Genomic DNA, 16327 nt, shown 5'->3' with positions numbered 1-16327 from the left:
GCGCAATGCACTTGCATTGCGCCCTTTGTTGCCTATGAAATCCAGATACCGTTTACTGTGGATCAAGCTCCACACCTATTTTTCCTGCTTTTTCCTACCCATTGCCATTTTGTATATCGCCACGGGCGTGCTCTATCTATTTGATATAGAGGGGGGCGTCGATGAACAATTTGAGTACACAGTTTCTCTACCCAAGGGCCTGCCCAGCAATGAGCAAGAGACTCTGGATACCATATCTCCGTTTGTTCAGCCCACAGAAGTATCATTGCCGGCAGATTTCTATTTGGAGGATGAGTGGATTGGCTGGTATGGCTACAAACGCCAAGTCTATTTGGAGCCTAGCCAGGATAAGCAATCAGCGATACTTCATGTAAAAGAACATGATCTATGGCATCAATTTCTGCTGATTCATAAAGGTCATGCTGGCCCCCTCTTCTGGTTCTCATCCATTATGCTTGGTGCGAGCCTGCTATTTAGCCTGATTAGTGGATTAGTGGTTGCTTTTGCGGTGCCAAAATTCAGGAAGACTTCTATACAATTTACTTCTCTCGGGCTTATTGCACTGGTAATTGCCTTTTTTATTGGGGGCTGAAGTTTCACCATTTGAGGGAGTTCTAGCTAGGGAGCCTCTGAGCAGCTATATGCATCTCTATAGCTCTTCAAGGTACGCATTATGCGACTTTAAGAGCGGGTTCACGAAATTACCCAGAGCCCCTAGCTCCAACTTAAAACTTTAAGCCAGTTTACAAATCTTGTCCTCCAACTGCTGTTTAAATTGATAAAGATGGATGCCATCCAGAAAGCAGTGATTGACTTCAACATACATCGAGGTGACAAGGCGTCCCTCTTGGCGATGGTATTTACCCCAGAAAATAAAAGGTATTCCTGGATCACAACCTTCTTTCTGTACAGGCTTTACCTGTAGACCAGAGAAGTCACCCCAGGGGTAGCAGCTGATATTCAAGATATCATGACGGCTGATGAAATTTTCTACAGGGAGGTACTCAGATTGCGCCCGTGAAAGTTCCCTTGCCTTGCGGACGAACTCTGTCAGATTCGTTTCCATTCTGGCCATAACGAGTTTGAATAACTCATTTTCCCCTAAATCAGAAAATAAAGGGTGCAGCATGTCGTGCTCAATGGGCTGGCCATTGACGATACGATGCCTGAAACCCGCTATTTCATTTCCCACCTGAGTGACAAGAAAAATAAGGCTGTAATAAAAAGGGAGTGTATTCTTTTTACAGAAAGATACCAGATTTGTCACATCGACCGGCTGGGTTAAGCCTATCCGAGTTGACCCTGCACTGCTCATAAAAAATTCAAAGTGGGCCTTTCTATTCCAGCGTTCGATATCAATAGGAGTCATGGACATATGAATATCGAGCCTTCAATGGATATTCATAGTTTAGGGTAGATTATAAGCAGCATCGGTGTTGCTAGTAGCTTTTATCTAGTTGGGACACCTGGAATATATTTAGAGGCATTAGATAACATGCTGTAATCGCCATATCAAAACGCCCTTCCTTTCCGGCTAATACCATTTTTAGCCGCGCTACCATATTCCTCTTTCGCTCCTGTTTGGGGCACTAAAATAAGCCCTAACAACAGACTTTGCCACCTCATAAACAGCGATCATCTGTGCATAATTTGCAAAAGTGATGTTCCTGCTTATAAGTTTTAAGAAGGATGCGACTCCCTATAATAACTTCCAGCTGTTACAGCGAAATATCATCTAGATAACCAGGACTATTAACTATGACTACCAAGTACGAAAATGCCGTTTTGGATGATCAAGCATTGATCGAGGGACTTAAGTCTATTAACCCGGTATGGGGAGATCTAGCTGTACGAGTCGCAGGCGAGGTATGGGGAAAGCCGCTTCTGGATCAGAAAACCAAAGCACTAATCACTATCGCTATTGATCAAATGGCGCTCAATGTAAATGGTGAAGGTAACCCGTTTGGAGCCCATGTTGATATGGCACTCAAACAAGGGGCAACGTATGAAGAGATTGAAGAATTGATTGTTTTTGCCTCAATGTATACGGGCTTCAATAAAGGGGCTACCACCATGGGTGCACTGAATAAGCTTCGCCATGATCGAGGAGATATCTAATGGCTATCCCCGGACTTAAAAAAGCAGATCATATAGGATTCACCGTCCCCGATGTTGATTTGGCCGTTGAGTTCTTTAGTGCACACTTTGGTTTTGAGTTGGCTTATACGTTTGGGCCATTTGCCTCAGATGATACCTGGATGACGGATCACCTTAATGTAAACCCTCTTGCAGAGATCAAGAAAATTGCTGTTATGAATGCTAACAGCATCAATCTGGAAATATTCGAGTATGCCGACAACATAGATCGAAATAAGGTGGCACCAAATAATGCTGATATTGGAGGGCATCATTTAGCATTCTATGTTGAAGATATTGATGCTGCGGTTGAATATCTCAAGAAACAGAATATAGAGGTACTCGGCGCTCCTACGGTAATGACTGAAGGGCCAACTGAAGGAGAGACCTGGGTGTATTTCATGGCTCCATGGGGTATGCAACTTGAACTCGTTTCATACCCTAATGGAAAGGCCTATGAGCATTTGACTAACGTACGTTTATTTGACCCTCGATGAATATTCTCGCCACTATTTTGGTTGTTATTGCAGGTATGGGGCTCTCCGTCGAGGCGGGACTGTTAGGGCCCCTAGGTATGCAGGTTGGTCACTTGTGGGCCACCCTAAGCATATTTGGTGTTGGGACAGCCCTACTTTGGCTCATCAGTCTATTTGTCCCCAGTGCAAAGTTTATAAGCTGGCGAGAGGTTCCAAAGTGGCAGCTTTCAGGTGGCTTGTTAGGACCTGTTTACGTTGTTGTTCTAACTTTAGCCACTCCTATACTTGGAGTAGCTATGACCATGATCGGGATTCTTGTGGGGCAAACAGCCAAAAGCTTCCTAATTGACTCCCTGGGGTGGTTTGGGGTGCGTAAACAGCCCATCAATCTCCTGAGAATATGTGGGGCAACATTTTTATGCCTTGCATTATATTTTACCTACTTGGGAGCCAAATTATGATTGGGTTGATGTTACTCGCAGTACTATCCGGCGTAGCGTTGAGCACCCAGGCGGCAATTAACGGAAAATTTGGAGAAAGTGTAGGAGTTGTCCAAAGCGCCCTATTTACCTTTGGTATCGGAGCTGTAGTGATGGGCTTACTGGTGTTTTTCTTTGGAAAACACAGCGGCCCATCAATTCTTTCCGTGCCTAAGTGGCAACTAACAGGTGCACTTTTTGGTATCTTCTACATGATAGTCGTAGTTGCTGTTGTTCCCAGAATTGGTGTGGCATCAACAACAATTGCAACGATTTTTGGGCAGATGAGTATGAGTTTGATTATTGATACCCAGGGATGGTTTACGAATCCGTCTATCCCGTTAAGTTCCTGGCGAATTGCCGCAATGGTTTGCGTAGTTCTAGCGTTGATCTGTAATTACCTTGCTAATCGGAGAGCGCCAGTTCGTAGTAATGAGACGCTGCAGCCCGCTATCCAAAGTTAGCTGAATATACAGGAGTAAAGCACTACTCAGAGGGGCCATAACATCAGTCAACAGTTACCCACTATCGACCGCTAGCTAATGAATTACGATATATCAATATTAGAGTTAAAACTGTTCTTAATGACGGCCCAACTGGGTAACTATTCTGAGGTTTCCAGGCAGCAGGGAATGACACCGTCCTCTGTATCGCGAAAAATGGCTCAGCTAGAGGGGAAAGTGGGAACCAAACTACTGCACCGTCATACCAGGGCAATATCACTGACGGATGAAGGTACGGCCTTTGCAAAGTATTGTAGCGATATTGTTCGTCAGTATGAGCTAGTGTGCGGGCAAATTGAGCAAAGAGCCAACACACCACGGGGGGTTGTTAAAATCAGCGCCCCCGTTGCTTTTGGGCGGCTTCATATTGCTCCTTATATTCCAGATTTGTTAGAGCTTTATCCGCTGCTTAGGATCGAAATGCAGCAGACAGATAGCTTTATTGACCCTGCTAAGGAGGGTGTAGACTTACTTATCAGAATTGGAGCGCTCCAAGATTCAGGCTTGAAAATGAATCGCTTTGGCAATCATAACTTTGTATTGGCAGCCAGCCCGGAATATCTGAGGGTAAATGGGGTTCCGGAAACCCCAGAGCAGTTAATTGCTCACAACTGTTTGGTATTTAAGGGAACCAATGGACTACAGCGCTGGTTTATCGGTAAAAATGGTTTGATACCCTATGAAGTTAAGGGATCACTTTACAGCAATAATGCAGAAACACTGGTTTCCAGTGCTATAGGGGGAGCTGGGGTTGTTATGTTCCCAACCTGGTTAATCAATGAAGAGATTCGGTTGGGCAAGCTGGTTCCTATTTTAACTGACTACCGCGCATCTTCATCTGCAGAAAACCAAACTATTAATGCACTCTACTTACCTACGGATAACCTGGCTCCCAAAGTACGTGTTGTTATTGATTTCCTTAAGGAGAAATACGGTAGTCCCTGCTATTGGGATGCTAAATAGAGAAGCCTTCTTGCTATGACTCGGTGGGTATCGCGTACATTGTACTGCAAACAGGTTTTGGTTACAGGCTGGGGCTCTTGCCTCGGCCTGTAACTTCTGCTTGGTATTGATAAACCGGCTAGTCTAAATAATCTACACTCATCAAATATCGTAAGAAGAGTTAAAATTTATAACTCACCATTAATGACGCACGTCTAGAGCTATCAGTGTCTACGATTGGGCTATTACTAATCTCATCGCCATACCAGGTTTGATATACTCCCCCCATAAGAATAAGGTTTGGGCTAATGTTGTATCCCACTTGTACACCTAACCGGGTAATGATATCTGCATCTGCTTCATACGCTGCCCTATCTTGAGTTACTTCATTTAGGTCCACGCCATAGTAGTAATCCAACGCACTATCACTTTGCCAGCTAATAGTGAAGTTGGGTTTGATGATCCACTTTTGGTGCTTGTAAGGCAGACTATATCCAGCCGATAGACTGTATCCGTCGTGGGTATCACTGATATCTTGTGAGATGCCAACCTTCCAAAGGCCTACAGGGCTTTTATAGTTCATTGATAAGTTGGCAAGAATCGCCAGGTCAAGCTCTTCCATATCGCTGAGCTTATCACTGTCCCCTCTGTCTCTATCGCCCGCCAGGTCACCGCCAATGCCAAACTTCACTCGAAGTTTTTCATCGTGGTACAGGTCAGCCCCCAACTCAAAACCCTGAAAGTAAAAGCGCTTGTAGCGGGCTGAGATCAATGGAAATATGTTGTTTTGGTCCTCACCATCAACGTAGATTGACTCAACGCTAAAGGTTCCAATACCTACAGAAAGTGCTGTCTCATCCTGCTTTGGCGGCTTCTGGGTAACTTCATCTGCAAAAGCCAGGCTGGATAATGCCGAACCCACCAGCGCGGTGCACATACTCAAAGTTAATGGCAGAGAACTCTTATGGTTTTGATCTCGCAAACTAGACATATTGAATCCCAATTTGAACTGGTTGAAGTTCCGTTATTTCTGGAGTGGATTCTATGCCGGTAAAGGTAAACGCCAGGTAAATAAACTCATGCCCAGGCCAGGTTAACGGTTAAGTATTGTTCATTTTTGTTGTAAGAAAAGATCCATTGCTGCTGATCGGCCACTTGCTTCAGGATATGAAGGCCTAAACCAAAACCCTGTCCTTCCCCCCTGTCAAAATGCACCTGCTGCTCCGGCAGTATGGGGTTCTGAACCCGGATTCCATTTGCATCAAAATCAATATCGATAATTCCCTCAAGGGTATGCTCAAAGGCATTTCTGAGCAGATTGGTTATGGCGATATCCAATAGCACTTGTACTTGCTTCAAGTTAACCAAACTATCCGAATTAAGATGAACCTGTACATCTCGCTGACCCAATAGGTATTTGAGCTGCTCAACTCGAGTTTGAATCATATTACTGAAATCAAATTCTGTTGATTCCAGATTTACCTTGCTTTGAGATAGCAGCAGAAGTGCCTGTGTTAACTGGGTCATCTGCTCATAGGAGCGCTCAATCTGCTCCAGTTGAGTATCGATTGGCTTACCTTTTTTTTGCCTTACCTTCACCACATGCAAGGCACTGCCAATGGTTGCCAAGGGGGTTCTCAATTCATGACTCGCATTCTGTAGAAATTGCTTTTCCTGCTCTTGATGATTCCATACCTGCTGTAGCGACTCTTGCAGTACTCGTCCTACACGACCAAATTCATCCTTCCTTTGCTTTAAAGATTCCGGGATCGGAGTCAACTTATGCCGGCTATTTTGCGCAAATTTCTCCAGGTCTTTTAATGGCGATATCACTTGTCTTGCAAGAATAAGAGGCACACTTAATGCTAAAGTAAGGGCTAGTAAGATACCGATAAGAACTTCAATTTCTACCTTTTTGTACTTGCTGGGTATTGCAGCTTCTTCTATTTCCAGCACGTAGTAAGTTGTCTTAAGTGCGCTTTCAGCATAAGGCATAATTGCTAAATAGTAGCGATCATCAATTAAGTCTTTGCTAAAGTGCACCCTTTTTTCTTCGCCGTCAGCTTCCTCTAACACGCGCTTTGCCGTATTTGGCAGTGAACTGTACTCATCATATGTTTGTAACTGGGCAAAAAAAGGGTCATCAATAACCCCTCCGGCCTCAATGATACGTTTTTCAGCTACAGATATCAGTGTCGCACCTAAAGCGTGCTTAACCATTTTCACTTTGGATCTCTCGACGACAACTGCACTGCACGCCACAATTGCGGCAAGAATCCAAATATAGTGAAAGAAAAACTTTCTGCGAATGGAGCGATCAAAGGCTTTCATCACGCTTCCCCAGGATAACGCCCTTCCCTCTGATCGTGTGCAGTAGTGGAAAACTGAACCCCTTATCGATTCCCTGCCGCAACCGATACAGATGTACTTTGATTACGTCGGATTCGGGGGAAAGAAACTGCCATAAATGCTGTTCAATTTTTTCTTTAGTAACCAGCTTTGGACTCTGTTGCATCAAAAACACGAGCAATTCCCAACAGATTGGAGGCAGATTTATAGATTTTCCCTGCCTGGTGACTTCATGGGTCTCTAAATTAACTTCCAGGTCCTCAACTTTATACCGGGTTTGGGTAACACGTCGTTTTATCGATAGAGACCGAATCCGCGCGACCAGCTCAAGCATTTCGAAGGGTTTAACCAGGTAGTCATCCCCTCCAGATTGGAAACCGGTGATTTTATCGTCCAATTGGTCCAGCGCGGTCAGCATCAATATTGGTGTCGAGCTTCCTACATTGCGCAACTTAGAACTCACTTCGAAACCGCTTCTACCCGGCATCATGACATCAAGTACGATTACATCGAAGTCATGCTTTAAGGCCAGCTCAGTGGCCATTATTCCATTATCGGCGTAGTCACATCGAATATTGTACTCTTCGAGGCTCTCAATAATATTGGACGCCAGTGCGTGATTGTCTTCAGCTAAGAGTACCAATAATGGCGTTTTGCAGTCAGGCCCCATTGATCTAGTCACTCAAAAGTTCTCGATAGACCTGGAATAATAAAAGCCATTGGGTAAACGGAAAGTAAATAAGTGTAAGATTGTCCACTTACTGATCACCTATGGGAAGCTTGCCTGTGACAGCTACTGCCATATCTAAAAATGTCGGAGCCATCACGCTTGACAAGAAATGACCCTATCAAATCTTCAGAAGTTCTTTCAAAAATTTGCCCTCTGGCGATCCTTGTTGGTACTGCACCCTTCATTTGGATTGAGTTGATCCAGGTAGATCTGTCGTCGAGTTAAGAGAGCTGGAGGGGAAAATCGACAATGCGTGATAGACCTAAGAGTTGGCCGTCACTACAGAAAAGAGAGGGGGCATATAACAGGAGGGGTACCTCCCCAGCACTTGTGTGGCTGGGGAAGTGAACAGTCTCGCCCCTTATTGGGGGCGAAGCCTAAAGTTTACAGGCAGACAATATTTTCTGCTTGTGGGCCTTTAGCGCCCTGAGTCACGGTAAACTCTACCTTCTGGCCTTCGGCCAAGGTTTTAAAGCCGCCACCGGAAATTGCGCTGAAGTGAGCAAAAACGTCGGGACCGGATTCCTGGGCGATGAAGCCAAAACCTTTCCCTTCGTCAAACCACTTAACGGTACCAGTAACTGTATTAGACATAATAGATATCCTTGATTGAACAATTGCGCTCCAATTGAATGGAGTTGTGCGGGCAAAAAGTATTATTTTAAACGAGACCGAACGAAGGATTATGACTAAAACTACGAGGTAAACTGCAATAAAAAATGGCTTTTAAACCGGCGGACGAATAGTAGCACTAGCCTGTCACCTATGTCCACTTTTGCCTAAACTCACCCTCGACATTGGTACTCAGACCGCAGTCCACTGCCGCATAAAGGCGCGATGAACCGGAGGCACTGAGGCGATGCAGTGGGCCGATAGCCACAATGCCGATTTTGCCAAAGGATTGCTCGAGGAGATCAGCTTTCTCGCCAGCTCTGTTTTCTTAACCACGGACTCCCCTGCCTCATGCCGGGAGGTAGAGTAGCTATCGACCGCACCGTTAGCGATAGCAGATGCTGCGGCTATGGCATCAGCCATGCCCAGATTCATCCCCTTTCCTCCCACTGGAGAGTGGCAATGGGCTGCGTCTCCAGCCAACAACACCCGGTGCTTTCGGTAAGTTTCTGCCTGCCGGATGGAGATTTTAAAGGCCGCTGTCCTTCGGATGTTGGCGATTTCTATCGGCAGCCTGAGGGTTACCAGGGCATCTTCGGTTGATGATGCGATGCGAGCGCGGCGCCGTTCGATAGGGAGTACCAAGGTGAACTCACCTTCCCCGCCGTACAGGTCCAGGGCAATCTCTTCCGGATCGAAGTTTCCTCTCAAATCCACATCCGCAATTGACCACTTATTGGGCAGATCAATACCAGGGTACTGTATTTTCAGCTGTTGTCGCACGGCGGACTGTATGCCGTCTGCGGCAATCACCCAGTCAAAAGAGGCGCTGGTATTGTCTGAGAAATTAACGGCCGCCTTGTCTGGGGTGGTTGTGATGTTTGTGACTGAGACCCCGTACTCAACTTCGACGCACCTCTCGGCAAGAGTGTCCCTGAGGATTCCCTCGGTCCGGTTTTGCGGCAGCCCGAGAGGTACCCTATCGCGAAACTCATTTCCGCTGTTGTCGATATAAACCAGGGTTCTCTCATCGCGCAATATGTGCATTTTCCTTAGAGGCATCGCCTCAGCAAGAAAGGGGTCTGCGGCGCCCAGCTCCCGAAGGGCATCAATGGTGGCTGGCATAATGCCTACAGCACGAGAGAGTTCAGAAGGGCTGTTTTTGCGCTCAACAATACGGCACTTCAGCCCCATGGAAGTGAGGGCGACAGCAGCAGTCAATCCGGTCGGACCGGCACCAATTACCAGGATGTCCATCGATACAATTTGTAGCCTGAAAGCTCAACCGGTCGACACAGAATGCCTCGATCGCTACAGGGAGCTTGCTGCTGCAAGCTTAGACAAATTTCTACCGCTGTAGAGGGGTGTTATACACGCTAAATGTGTACATAGCCCCTCTTCTCCGCTGCCACTACTTAAGTACTTTTATCTCTGTCGGAGGAGTCGGGAATGTCACTGTAGCCCAGTGCCGTTGCGGGCTTATCCATTGAGGCACCCTGGCGATCCAGAACACCGATATCCAGCACAGGGGAAGCATCGATATGTTGAGCATCCATCATTTGGGCAACGCGCTGTAGTGAAGCAATTATCATGCTTTGCTCCCAGTCTTTTAGATCGCCAAACTGACGAGCAAACTGGTCCTGAAGCGGGATGGGGGCATCGCGCAAAGTCTCCGCGGCCTCCTCAGTAAGGTAAGCATGCACTTTGCGCTTATCCGCCTGGGAGCGCTGGCGATAAACCAAGCCCCTCTTCTCCAAGCGGTCAAGAATATTGGTCACGGTTGCCTGGCTCAGGCTGACCTCGTTGGCCAGTTCGCCGATCGTCACTTCACCCTTATTGCGAATAGCTTGTAGCAACAACACCTGCGGGGCGGTTAAGCCGGTGGTTTTAGCCAGGTGTTTGGAGTGCAGGTCCGTGGCTCTTATTACCCGCCGCAGGGCCACTAGCACTTGTTCGATACTGTTCAAAGTTACCTCTCAATCATGGAGTCAGGGTGATTGCCGGAATTATATCGCCGTACCCCTCAATCACTAAGCGCTTATAACCCGACTGCGAAACATCACCCCCACAAGAGCCTCAGGCTCCATCACAAAACTGTCCATTTTATGGCCAGGCGATCTCTCAGCCGGCATGTTCAATAGAAAATTTTATCGACCTCAAAATATTATTTTTACCTGCCTATAGGCTGTATATCCCACATATCTAGGCATTTCTAGGTCAAATATTGTGACTTGATTCGCCTCAAGTATCCTGGACTTTGAATTTAATTTGTGTACGATATTTAGCGTTCAAAGCATTTTTACTAGTAATCCGGCATAAAAATGCCTCTAGGAAGCTATATTTACGCCATTTGCTCAACACTTGTGCAGGTAAATATTTAGAGGTGAAAAAATATTTAGTCGGTTGGGAAGGTTTTTTGTCTAGCTCAGAAAATATTTTGTTGCGCAGCCCATTGATTGAAGATGGGATGGCCACTTACCGATTGATCAAACGTTGCCCTCCCCTGGATACAAACTCCAGCTACTGCAACCTCCTCCACTGCAGCCATTTCGCCAACACCTCAGTCGCCGCAGAGGTTGATGGAGAGCTGCTGGGCTTTATTTCCGGGTATATCATCCCCGATCGTACAGATACCCTCTTTGTCTGGCAGGTGGCCGTCGACGAGAAAGCCCGGGGGCTTGGATTGGCCTCCCGGATGATAAGTCACATTCTCTCGCGCCCTCACTGTGGTTCGGTCAGATTTATCGAGACCACGATTACAGAACACAACCTGCCCTCTTGGGCGCTCTTCCACAGTGTCGCCGATAAATTATCGGTCGATCTTCACTCCTCACCCTGGATGGACTCTCAAGCCCACTTTGACGGGCTCCACGACTCCGAAACCCTTGTCCGCATCGGGCCTTTCGCCCTCGAAGAAACACCATAAAAGAGAAAATCATGAAGATCTTTGATGAGATTGAATCAGAAGTGCAAAGCTATGCCCGCTCCTTTCCGCGAGTTTTCAATCGTGCAAAAGGCGAGCTGATGTGGGATGAGGAGGGAAATCAGTATCTGGATTTCCTGGCGGGTGCCGGCACACTCAACTACGGGCACAACAACCCTCTGTTCAAGCAAGCACTGCAAGATTACATTGAGGCCGATGGAATTACTCACGGCCTCGATATGCACACCAGGGCCAAGGGTGAATTTCTACAGGCACTGAATGAGAAAATTCTCAAGCCGCGGAATATGGAGTACGTGGTGCAGTTTACCGGTCCGACTGGGACGAATGCGGTAGAGGCGGCGATGAAAATTGCCCGCAATGTAACCGGGCAGCAGAACATCGTCACCTTTACCAACGGTTTCCATGGCGTAAGCCTTGGCTCGCTGGCCGCCACCGGCAACTCGCATCACAGGGATGCTGCCGGTGTCAGCCTCAATGGTACGCACCGCATGCCCTTTGACGACTACCTGGGCAAAAATATCGATACCACAGAATACCTCGATAAAGTCCTCTCAGATTCCAGCAGCGGTATTAATTCTCCCGCAGCAGTGATTGTTGAGACAGTTCAAGGGGAAGGTGGTATCAATGCGGCCAGTATCGAGTGGCTAAGAAACCTTCAATCCGTCTGCAAAAAACACGGCTTACTTTTTATTGTCGATGATATCCAGGCTGGCTGCGGCCGCACGGGCAACTTTTTCAGCTTTGAAGAGGCCGGTATCGAACCCGATATCATTACGCTATCCAAATCCCTCAGTGGCTATGGGCTGCCATTTGCGCTGGTGCTAATGAAACCAGAGCTGGACCAGTGGAAGCCCGGTGAGCACAACGGCACTTTCCGTGGCAACAATCTGGCTTTTGTAACTGCGAAAGCCGCTATCGATCATTACTGGTCTGACGAAAACTTCTCACGGGAGATTAAACGCAAGGGCAAATACATTTCCGAGCGTTTGAATGAAATTGTCAGCCGATATGGTGAGGGCAACTTCACCACCAAAGGCCGGGGTATGTTTCAGGGTATCGACTGCATCAGCGGCGAACTTGCAGGAAAGATCACCAAACTCGCATTCAAGCAGGGGCTGATTATTGAAACCAGCGGAGCCGATGACCAGATCGTTAAGCTCCTTTGCCCACTGATAATCACCGATCAAAACCTTAAAAAAGGGATCGACATTATTGAATCCGCTATCCGGGAAGTCTGTGCCGGAGAGCGGGATATGCCTGAGGAAAGAGTCTTTTTTGAAGCCTGCTAGACTTTAAGGGCCTCTGAAAAGGTTCACGCAAAAGATCCAACTGTGCAGGCTGCAAACTAAGAATATTGCTGACCAGCCAGACTCGAACACACACGAAACAGCGAAATACCAATGATTGTCAGAAGTTTACAGGAAGCTAACAAATCCGGCCGCCGGGTTGTTTCACCGGATAACAACTGGGAGAGCACCCGACTCCTGCTTAAAGATGATGAAATGGGTTTTTCTTTCCATATCACCACTATTTATGCCGGTGCTGATTTCCAAATGCACTATCAAAACCACTTGGAAGCGGTTTACTGCATTTCCGGCAAAGGTGAGGTAGAAACTCTTGAGGATGGCAAGAAGCATCCTATCGAACCTGGAACTATCTATATTCTCGATAAGCATGACCGGCACATTTTAAGAGCCTTTGAAGAAATGACTATGGCCTGTGTATTTAACCCCCCTTTGAATGGCAAGGAAGTACACAATGCTGAGGGAGCCTACGAACTTGAAGCTGACAAGATTGATGAATAACTAGTCAGTCATAGGGCAGTATCCATGAAGTACCTTCCAGATAGCTCAAGTGTTACCAGGGAAGACTGCTACCCCTCCCGAAAACCGGGCCTTCTGGGTGGTGCCATGGTGCGCAAAGATCCAATTGTGTATGGGGACTGCCAGCCCCTCTCCCCACTGACACCATCGAAACTCAAGCGCTACGCAGAACAGGGCTTTGTTGTACTGGAGAATTTGTTTTCCCAGGCGGAGATTAACTTTTTTACGCAAGAGTTGGCGGAGATTAAACAACGCGGTCACACTGACAAGTCGGAAGAAATTATCACCGAGCCTGAAAGTAACGAAGTGCGCTCAGTCTTTCGTATCCACAAAAGCAGCCAAATTTTTAACCGGCTTTCCAGGGATCAGCGGCTATCAAGTATTGCGAAATGTATTTTGGGTGATGAGGTTTATATCCATCAGTCTCGCGCAAACTACAAACCTGGTTTTCGCGGGAAAGATTTTTATTGGCACTCCGATTTTGAGACATGGCATGTCGAGGACGGCATGCCCCGTATGCGGGCACTCAGCATCTCCATTACCTTAACAGAGAATCATCATTTTAATGGTCCGTTGATGCTGATTCCCAAGTCCCACCGCCATTACATTGCTTGCGATGGGGAAACACCAAAAAAGAACTACCTCAGCTCACTGAAAAAGCAAGAGCTTGGTATTCCCTCAGATAGTCAATTGAGGACTCTAATATCCAATGGTGGGATATCAGCTATTACAGGCAAGCCCGGCAGCATTGTTGTGTTTGACTGCAACTTAATGCACGGCTCCAGCAGCAATATCAGCCCCGATCCTAGATCTAATTTGTTTTTTGTTTTTAATGCCTTGAGCAACAAGGTGGAGGCTCCGTTTTGCGACTTGCCTCCCAGGCCAGAATACATCTGTGCGAGGAAATCAATTTCTATTATCTGAAGCAAATCTCAATTCAAAACACTCACCTAGTTTTTAAAAGAAAGAAGGACCATTAAGAGACGATGCATACGATAGAAAAGATTGGCGGCACCTCTATGACGGACTACGAAGCGGTCCGGGATAATATTATCAAAGGTGACTCCAAGGGGATCTACAATCGTGTTTTTGTAGTCTCTGCCTACGGCGGTATTACTGACCTGCTTCTAGAGCACAAGAAAAGTGGCCAACCAGGTATCTATGCCCTCTTCTCCAGCAGTATTGAGGACGATAGCTGGCTGGTTAAGTTTGATGAGCTTCGAGCAGCACTGCGGCAAATCAATGAGCGCCTTTTTGGGCATGGCGATCTTCTCGCGGAAGCTAACCTGTTTTTGGATGAAAGGCTGGAGAGCGCCAAAAAATGCCTGAGAGACCTGCAAAGCCTCTGTCAGCACGGCCACTTCTCCCTCGACGCCCACTTGGGCACGGTAAGGGAGATGTTAGCCAGCCTCGGTGAGGCCCACAGTGCATGGAACACTTCGAAACTGTTGCAGCGGGATGGTGTAAATGCCTGCTTTGTCGATCTGACTGGCTGGCGCACCAACAAGCACATTCCCCTGGATGAGCGTATCCGGGATGCCTTTGCCACTATCGACTTAAGCAGGCAGCTGCCTATTGTTACCGGCTATGCCCATAGCGATAAGGGCCTGCTGATCTCGTTTGATCGGGGCTATAGCGAGATGACTTTCAGTCGTCTCGCCGTACTCACCGGGGCAAAGGAGGCGGTGATTCACAAAGAGTTCCACCTGAGCAGCGCAGACCCTCGCCTGGTGGGAGAAGGAAATGCAGTACCCATTGGCCGCACCAACTACGATGTGGCCGACCAGTTGGCCAACCTGGGGATGGAAGCGATTCACCCCAAAGCCGCCAAGGGGCTGCGCCAGCAAAATATCCCTCTCAGGGTAAAAAACACCTTCGAACCCGAGCACGCCGGCACCCTGATTACCGGTGACTACATCAGCGACTCTCCACGAGTGGAAATTATTGCAGGCTGTAAAGGGGTTTACGCCCTGGAATTGTTTGACCAGGATATGGCGGGGAGCATCCACGATTACGATCGCGAAGTGCTACTGGTGATCAAGCGCTTCAAAGCCCACATTATTTCCAAAGACACTAATGCCAATACCCTTACCCATTTCCTCTCCACCAATCTGAAAACAATTAAGCGGATTCAGGCTGCATTGGAAGAACATTTTCCCGAAGCCGAACTGAACCAGCGCAAAGTCGCCATAGTTTCAGCCATCGGTAGCGATATGCAAATCCCCGGCGTGCTGGCCAAAGCAGTGCAGTCGATGTCCAAAAGCAATATCCGCGTGCTCGCCATGCACCAGTCCCTGCGTCATGTAGATATGCAGTTCATCGTTAACGAGCCAGACTATGATGCAGCCGTTCGGACTCTACACGAGGCACTGGTAGAGATTTACAATCACGGGACGGCGATATGCCTCGCATCCTGAGCCTTTGTGCCCTGCTCTTTTTATTTACTTCCGCAACCTCTATTTCCCAGGAAGCGGAAGAAAAGAATAAAGGTAGTGCGCAAAGCGAGGTCGACACCCTTGAGAAGCCCTTGTACACACCCTTCGTCGAGCGCTATATGCTCGACGAAATTAAGCAGCTGCGAATCGATCAGGCTAATGCCAAGCAGGAATTGATTCAGCAAATTGTCGATCGTGAACACAACTCTGTCGATCGAGCCGTAGCCTACGCAACCGATACGGTTACCTACTTTTTCTACTTGATAGCCGCCGCCACTTCAATTTTGGTTTTAGTTGGTTGGCGGTCATTCCAGGATATTAAAGAGCGGGTGCACTCCCTGGCCGATGAGGAAATCTCAAAGCTGGTCCAGGAATACGAAAAGCGCTTGGAAGTTATAGAGAAGCAGCTTCAACAGAAAACACAGCATATTGAAGAAAACCGCGAGGAAATCGAGCTAACCCAGGAAGTACAGTCCCTGTGGCTACGCGCCCAACAAGAATCCTCAGTGGCAAATAAAATTGCCATTTACGACGAGATTCTGCGCCTCCGCCACGAGGATGTAGAAGCCCTTACCTATAAAGCTGATGCAGTGCTGGAGCTTAATGAACCCCAGTGGGCCGCCAATCTTTGTCACCAGGCCCTGGGTATTGACCCGGATAACAGCCATGCCTTCTACCAACTGGCATGCGCCCATACTGCCATGGGTCAATTTGATGAAGCGCTGCGTTATCTGGCTGAAGCCATCAAAAGGCGGGAAAGCTACCGCGATGAGATCCTGGTTGATAGCGCCTTACAGCCTTTAGCGGAAAGTGAAGTTTTTGAGGAACTCGACCAGGTTATTGCCAATACCCCCTCGCCGCAAAGTGGTGGCAAGGGAGGTTAGAAATATTCGGATAA

19 protein-coding genes are annotated in these 16327 nt (G+C 47.4%); 12 read left to right on the top strand and 7 right to left on the bottom strand.

The window, feature by feature from the left end; all coding sequences use genetic code 11:
• Positions 1–34 precede the first annotated feature (34 nt).
• A complete protein-coding gene (locus ACG1BZ_RS11640) occupies positions 35–592 on the top strand; it encodes a hypothetical protein (protein ID WP_413665787.1) in 558 nt (185 codons plus the stop codon).
• Between the two features lie 141 nt (positions 593–733).
• On the opposite strand, the gene ACG1BZ_RS11635 is transcribed toward ACG1BZ_RS11640, so the two are convergent.
• Positions 734–1375, bottom strand: coding sequence for a CatA-like O-acetyltransferase (locus tag ACG1BZ_RS11635; protein WP_413665786.1), 642 nt, complete (start codon positions 1373–1375; stop codon positions 734–736).
• A gap of 383 nt (positions 1376–1758) precedes the next feature.
• Here ACG1BZ_RS11635 and ACG1BZ_RS11630 point away from each other — a divergent pair, with 383 nt between their 5' ends.
• The 5 genes from ACG1BZ_RS11630 (at position 1759) to ACG1BZ_RS11610 (ending at position 4557) form a co-directional block, all read left to right on the top strand.
• Positions 1759–2118, top strand: coding sequence for a carboxymuconolactone decarboxylase family protein (locus ACG1BZ_RS11630; protein WP_413665785.1), 360 nt, complete (start codon positions 1759–1761; stop codon positions 2116–2118).
• The gene (locus ACG1BZ_RS11625) at positions 2118–2633 is read left to right on the top strand and encodes a VOC family protein (protein ID WP_413665784.1); all 516 of its coding nucleotides are present in this window, start codon (positions 2118–2120) and stop codon (positions 2631–2633) included. The genes ACG1BZ_RS11630 and ACG1BZ_RS11625 overlap by 1 nt, the downstream gene beginning before the upstream one ends.
• Entirely contained in the window at positions 2630–3073 is a 444-nt protein-coding gene (locus ACG1BZ_RS11620) for a DMT family transporter (protein WP_413665783.1), read from the top strand. The genes ACG1BZ_RS11625 and ACG1BZ_RS11620 overlap by 4 nt, the downstream gene beginning before the upstream one ends.
• Positions 3070–3555 carry a DMT family transporter gene (locus ACG1BZ_RS11615; RefSeq protein WP_413665782.1) on the top strand — a complete coding sequence of 162 codons (486 nt, stop codon included), beginning with the start codon at positions 3070–3072 and terminating at the stop codon, positions 3553–3555. Before ACG1BZ_RS11620 ends, ACG1BZ_RS11615 begins: the two co-directional genes overlap by 4 nt.
• 120 nt (positions 3556–3675) lie before the next feature.
• Positions 3676–4557 (top strand): LysR family transcriptional regulator, encoded by an 882-nt coding sequence (locus tag ACG1BZ_RS11610; protein WP_413665781.1) that lies wholly within the window; start codon positions 3676–3678, stop codon positions 4555–4557.
• A gap of 160 nt (positions 4558–4717) precedes the next feature.
• On the opposite strand, the gene ACG1BZ_RS11605 is transcribed toward ACG1BZ_RS11610, so the two are convergent.
• The 6 genes from ACG1BZ_RS11605 to ACG1BZ_RS11580 all read right to left on the bottom strand — a co-directional run bounded on the left by ACG1BZ_RS11605 (position 4718) and on the right by ACG1BZ_RS11580 (position 10194).
• Entirely contained in the window at positions 4718–5527 is an 810-nt protein-coding gene (locus ACG1BZ_RS11605) for a MipA/OmpV family protein (RefSeq protein ID WP_413665780.1), read from the bottom strand.
• Positions 5528–5613: 86 nt separating this feature from the next.
• Positions 5614–6867, bottom strand: coding sequence for a sensor histidine kinase (locus tag ACG1BZ_RS11600; RefSeq protein WP_413665779.1), 1254 nt, complete (start codon positions 6865–6867; stop codon positions 5614–5616).
• Positions 6854–7567, bottom strand: coding sequence for a response regulator transcription factor (locus ACG1BZ_RS11595; protein WP_413665778.1), 714 nt, complete (start codon positions 7565–7567; stop codon positions 6854–6856). The genes ACG1BZ_RS11600 and ACG1BZ_RS11595 overlap by 14 nt, the downstream gene beginning before the upstream one ends.
• 432 nt (positions 7568–7999) lie before the next feature.
• Positions 8000–8209 carry a cold-shock protein gene (locus ACG1BZ_RS11590; protein ID WP_108733254.1) on the bottom strand — a complete coding sequence of 70 codons (210 nt, stop codon included), beginning with the start codon at positions 8207–8209 and terminating at the stop codon, positions 8000–8002.
• A 210-nt stretch (positions 8210–8419) separates the two neighbouring features.
• Complete coding sequence (locus ACG1BZ_RS11585; protein WP_413665777.1) at positions 8420–9484, bottom strand: FAD-dependent oxidoreductase; 1065 nt, start codon at positions 9482–9484, stop codon at positions 8420–8422.
• A 158-nt stretch (positions 9485–9642) separates the two neighbouring features.
• Entirely contained in the window at positions 9643–10194 is a 552-nt protein-coding gene (locus tag ACG1BZ_RS11580; protein ID WP_282932789.1) for a MarR family winged helix-turn-helix transcriptional regulator, read from the bottom strand.
• A gap of 449 nt (positions 10195–10643) precedes the next feature.
• On the opposite strand from ACG1BZ_RS11580, the gene ectA reads away from it, so the two are divergent.
• The 6 genes from ectA to ACG1BZ_RS11550 all read left to right on the top strand — a co-directional run bounded on the left by ectA (position 10644) and on the right by ACG1BZ_RS11550 (position 16313).
• The gene (gene ectA, locus ACG1BZ_RS11575) at positions 10644–11153 is read left to right on the top strand and encodes a diaminobutyrate acetyltransferase (protein ID WP_413665776.1); all 510 of its coding nucleotides are present in this window, start codon (positions 10644–10646) and stop codon (positions 11151–11153) included.
• A gap of 11 nt (positions 11154–11164) precedes the next feature.
• Positions 11165–12460 carry a diaminobutyrate--2-oxoglutarate transaminase gene (ectB, locus tag ACG1BZ_RS11570; protein ID WP_413665775.1) on the top strand — a complete coding sequence of 432 codons (1296 nt, stop codon included), beginning with the start codon at positions 11165–11167 and terminating at the stop codon, positions 12458–12460.
• A 111-nt stretch (positions 12461–12571) separates the two neighbouring features.
• Entirely contained in the window at positions 12572–12976 is a 405-nt protein-coding gene (locus ACG1BZ_RS11565) for an ectoine synthase (protein WP_413665774.1), read from the top strand.
• Between the two features lie 24 nt (positions 12977–13000).
• Positions 13001–13918, top strand: a complete 918-nt coding sequence (gene thpD / locus ACG1BZ_RS11560) for an ectoine hydroxylase (protein WP_413665773.1) — start codon at positions 13001–13003, stop codon at positions 13916–13918.
• Positions 13919–13980: 62 nt separating this feature from the next.
• Positions 13981–15411 (top strand): aspartate kinase, encoded by a 1431-nt coding sequence (locus tag ACG1BZ_RS11555; protein WP_282932784.1) that lies wholly within the window; start codon positions 13981–13983, stop codon positions 15409–15411.
• Positions 15396–16313, top strand: a complete 918-nt coding sequence (locus tag ACG1BZ_RS11550) for a TPR end-of-group domain-containing protein (protein WP_413665772.1) — start codon at positions 15396–15398, stop codon at positions 16311–16313. Before ACG1BZ_RS11555 ends, ACG1BZ_RS11550 begins: the two co-directional genes overlap by 16 nt.
• The last annotated feature ends 14 nt before the right edge of the window (positions 16314–16327 follow it).

This window comes from Microbulbifer sp. CNSA002, assembly GCF_047324085.1.
GTDB lineage: Bacteria > Pseudomonadota > Gammaproteobacteria > Pseudomonadales > Cellvibrionaceae > Microbulbifer.
Note: the sequence above shows the minus strand (reverse complement) of the source record. Positions and strands in the feature narration are given on the sequence as shown.

Bases quoted from the DNA above. Each gene is read 5' to 3' on its own strand.
- ACG1BZ_RS11635 (WP_413665786.1), bottom strand. From the start codon at position 1,375: ATGTCCATGACTCCTATTGATATCGAACGCTGGAATAGAAAGGCCCAC.
- thpD (WP_413665773.1), top strand. From the start codon at position 13,001: ATGAAGTACCTTCCAGATAGCTCAAGTGTTACCAGGGAAGACTGCTAC.
- ACG1BZ_RS11620 (WP_413665783.1), top strand. From the start codon at position 2,630: ATGAATATTCTCGCCACTATTTTGGTTGTTATTGCAGGTATGGGGCTC.
- ACG1BZ_RS11550 (WP_413665772.1), top strand. From the start codon at position 15,396: ATGCCTCGCATCCTGAGCCTTTGTGCCCTGCTCTTTTTATTTACTTCC.
- ACG1BZ_RS11615 (WP_413665782.1), top strand. From the start codon at position 3,070: ATGATTGGGTTGATGTTACTCGCAGTACTATCCGGCGTAGCGTTGAGC.
- ectB (WP_413665775.1), top strand. From the start codon at position 11,165: ATGAAGATCTTTGATGAGATTGAATCAGAAGTGCAAAGCTATGCCCGC.
- ACG1BZ_RS11630 (WP_413665785.1), top strand. From the start codon at position 1,759: ATGACTACCAAGTACGAAAATGCCGTTTTGGATGATCAAGCATTGATC.
- ACG1BZ_RS11585 (WP_413665777.1), bottom strand. From the start codon at position 9,484: ATGGACATCCTGGTAATTGGTGCCGGTCCGACCGGATTGACTGCTGCT.
- ACG1BZ_RS11610 (WP_413665781.1), top strand. From the start codon at position 3,676: ATGACGGCCCAACTGGGTAACTATTCTGAGGTTTCCAGGCAGCAGGGA.
- ACG1BZ_RS11640 (WP_413665787.1), top strand. From the start codon at position 35: ATGAAATCCAGATACCGTTTACTGTGGATCAAGCTCCACACCTATTTT.
- ACG1BZ_RS11600 (WP_413665779.1), bottom strand. From the start codon at position 6,867: ATGAAAGCCTTTGATCGCTCCATTCGCAGAAAGTTTTTCTTTCACTAT.
- ACG1BZ_RS11555 (WP_282932784.1), top strand. From the start codon at position 13,981: ATGCATACGATAGAAAAGATTGGCGGCACCTCTATGACGGACTACGAA.
- ACG1BZ_RS11625 (WP_413665784.1), top strand. From the start codon at position 2,118: ATGGCTATCCCCGGACTTAAAAAAGCAGATCATATAGGATTCACCGTC.
- ACG1BZ_RS11565 (WP_413665774.1), top strand. From the start codon at position 12,572: ATGATTGTCAGAAGTTTACAGGAAGCTAACAAATCCGGCCGCCGGGTT.
- ACG1BZ_RS11605 (WP_413665780.1), bottom strand. From the start codon at position 5,527: ATGTCTAGTTTGCGAGATCAAAACCATAAGAGTTCTCTGCCATTAACT.
- ACG1BZ_RS11590 (WP_108733254.1), bottom strand. From the start codon at position 8,209: ATGTCTAATACAGTTACTGGTACCGTTAAGTGGTTTGACGAAGGGAAA.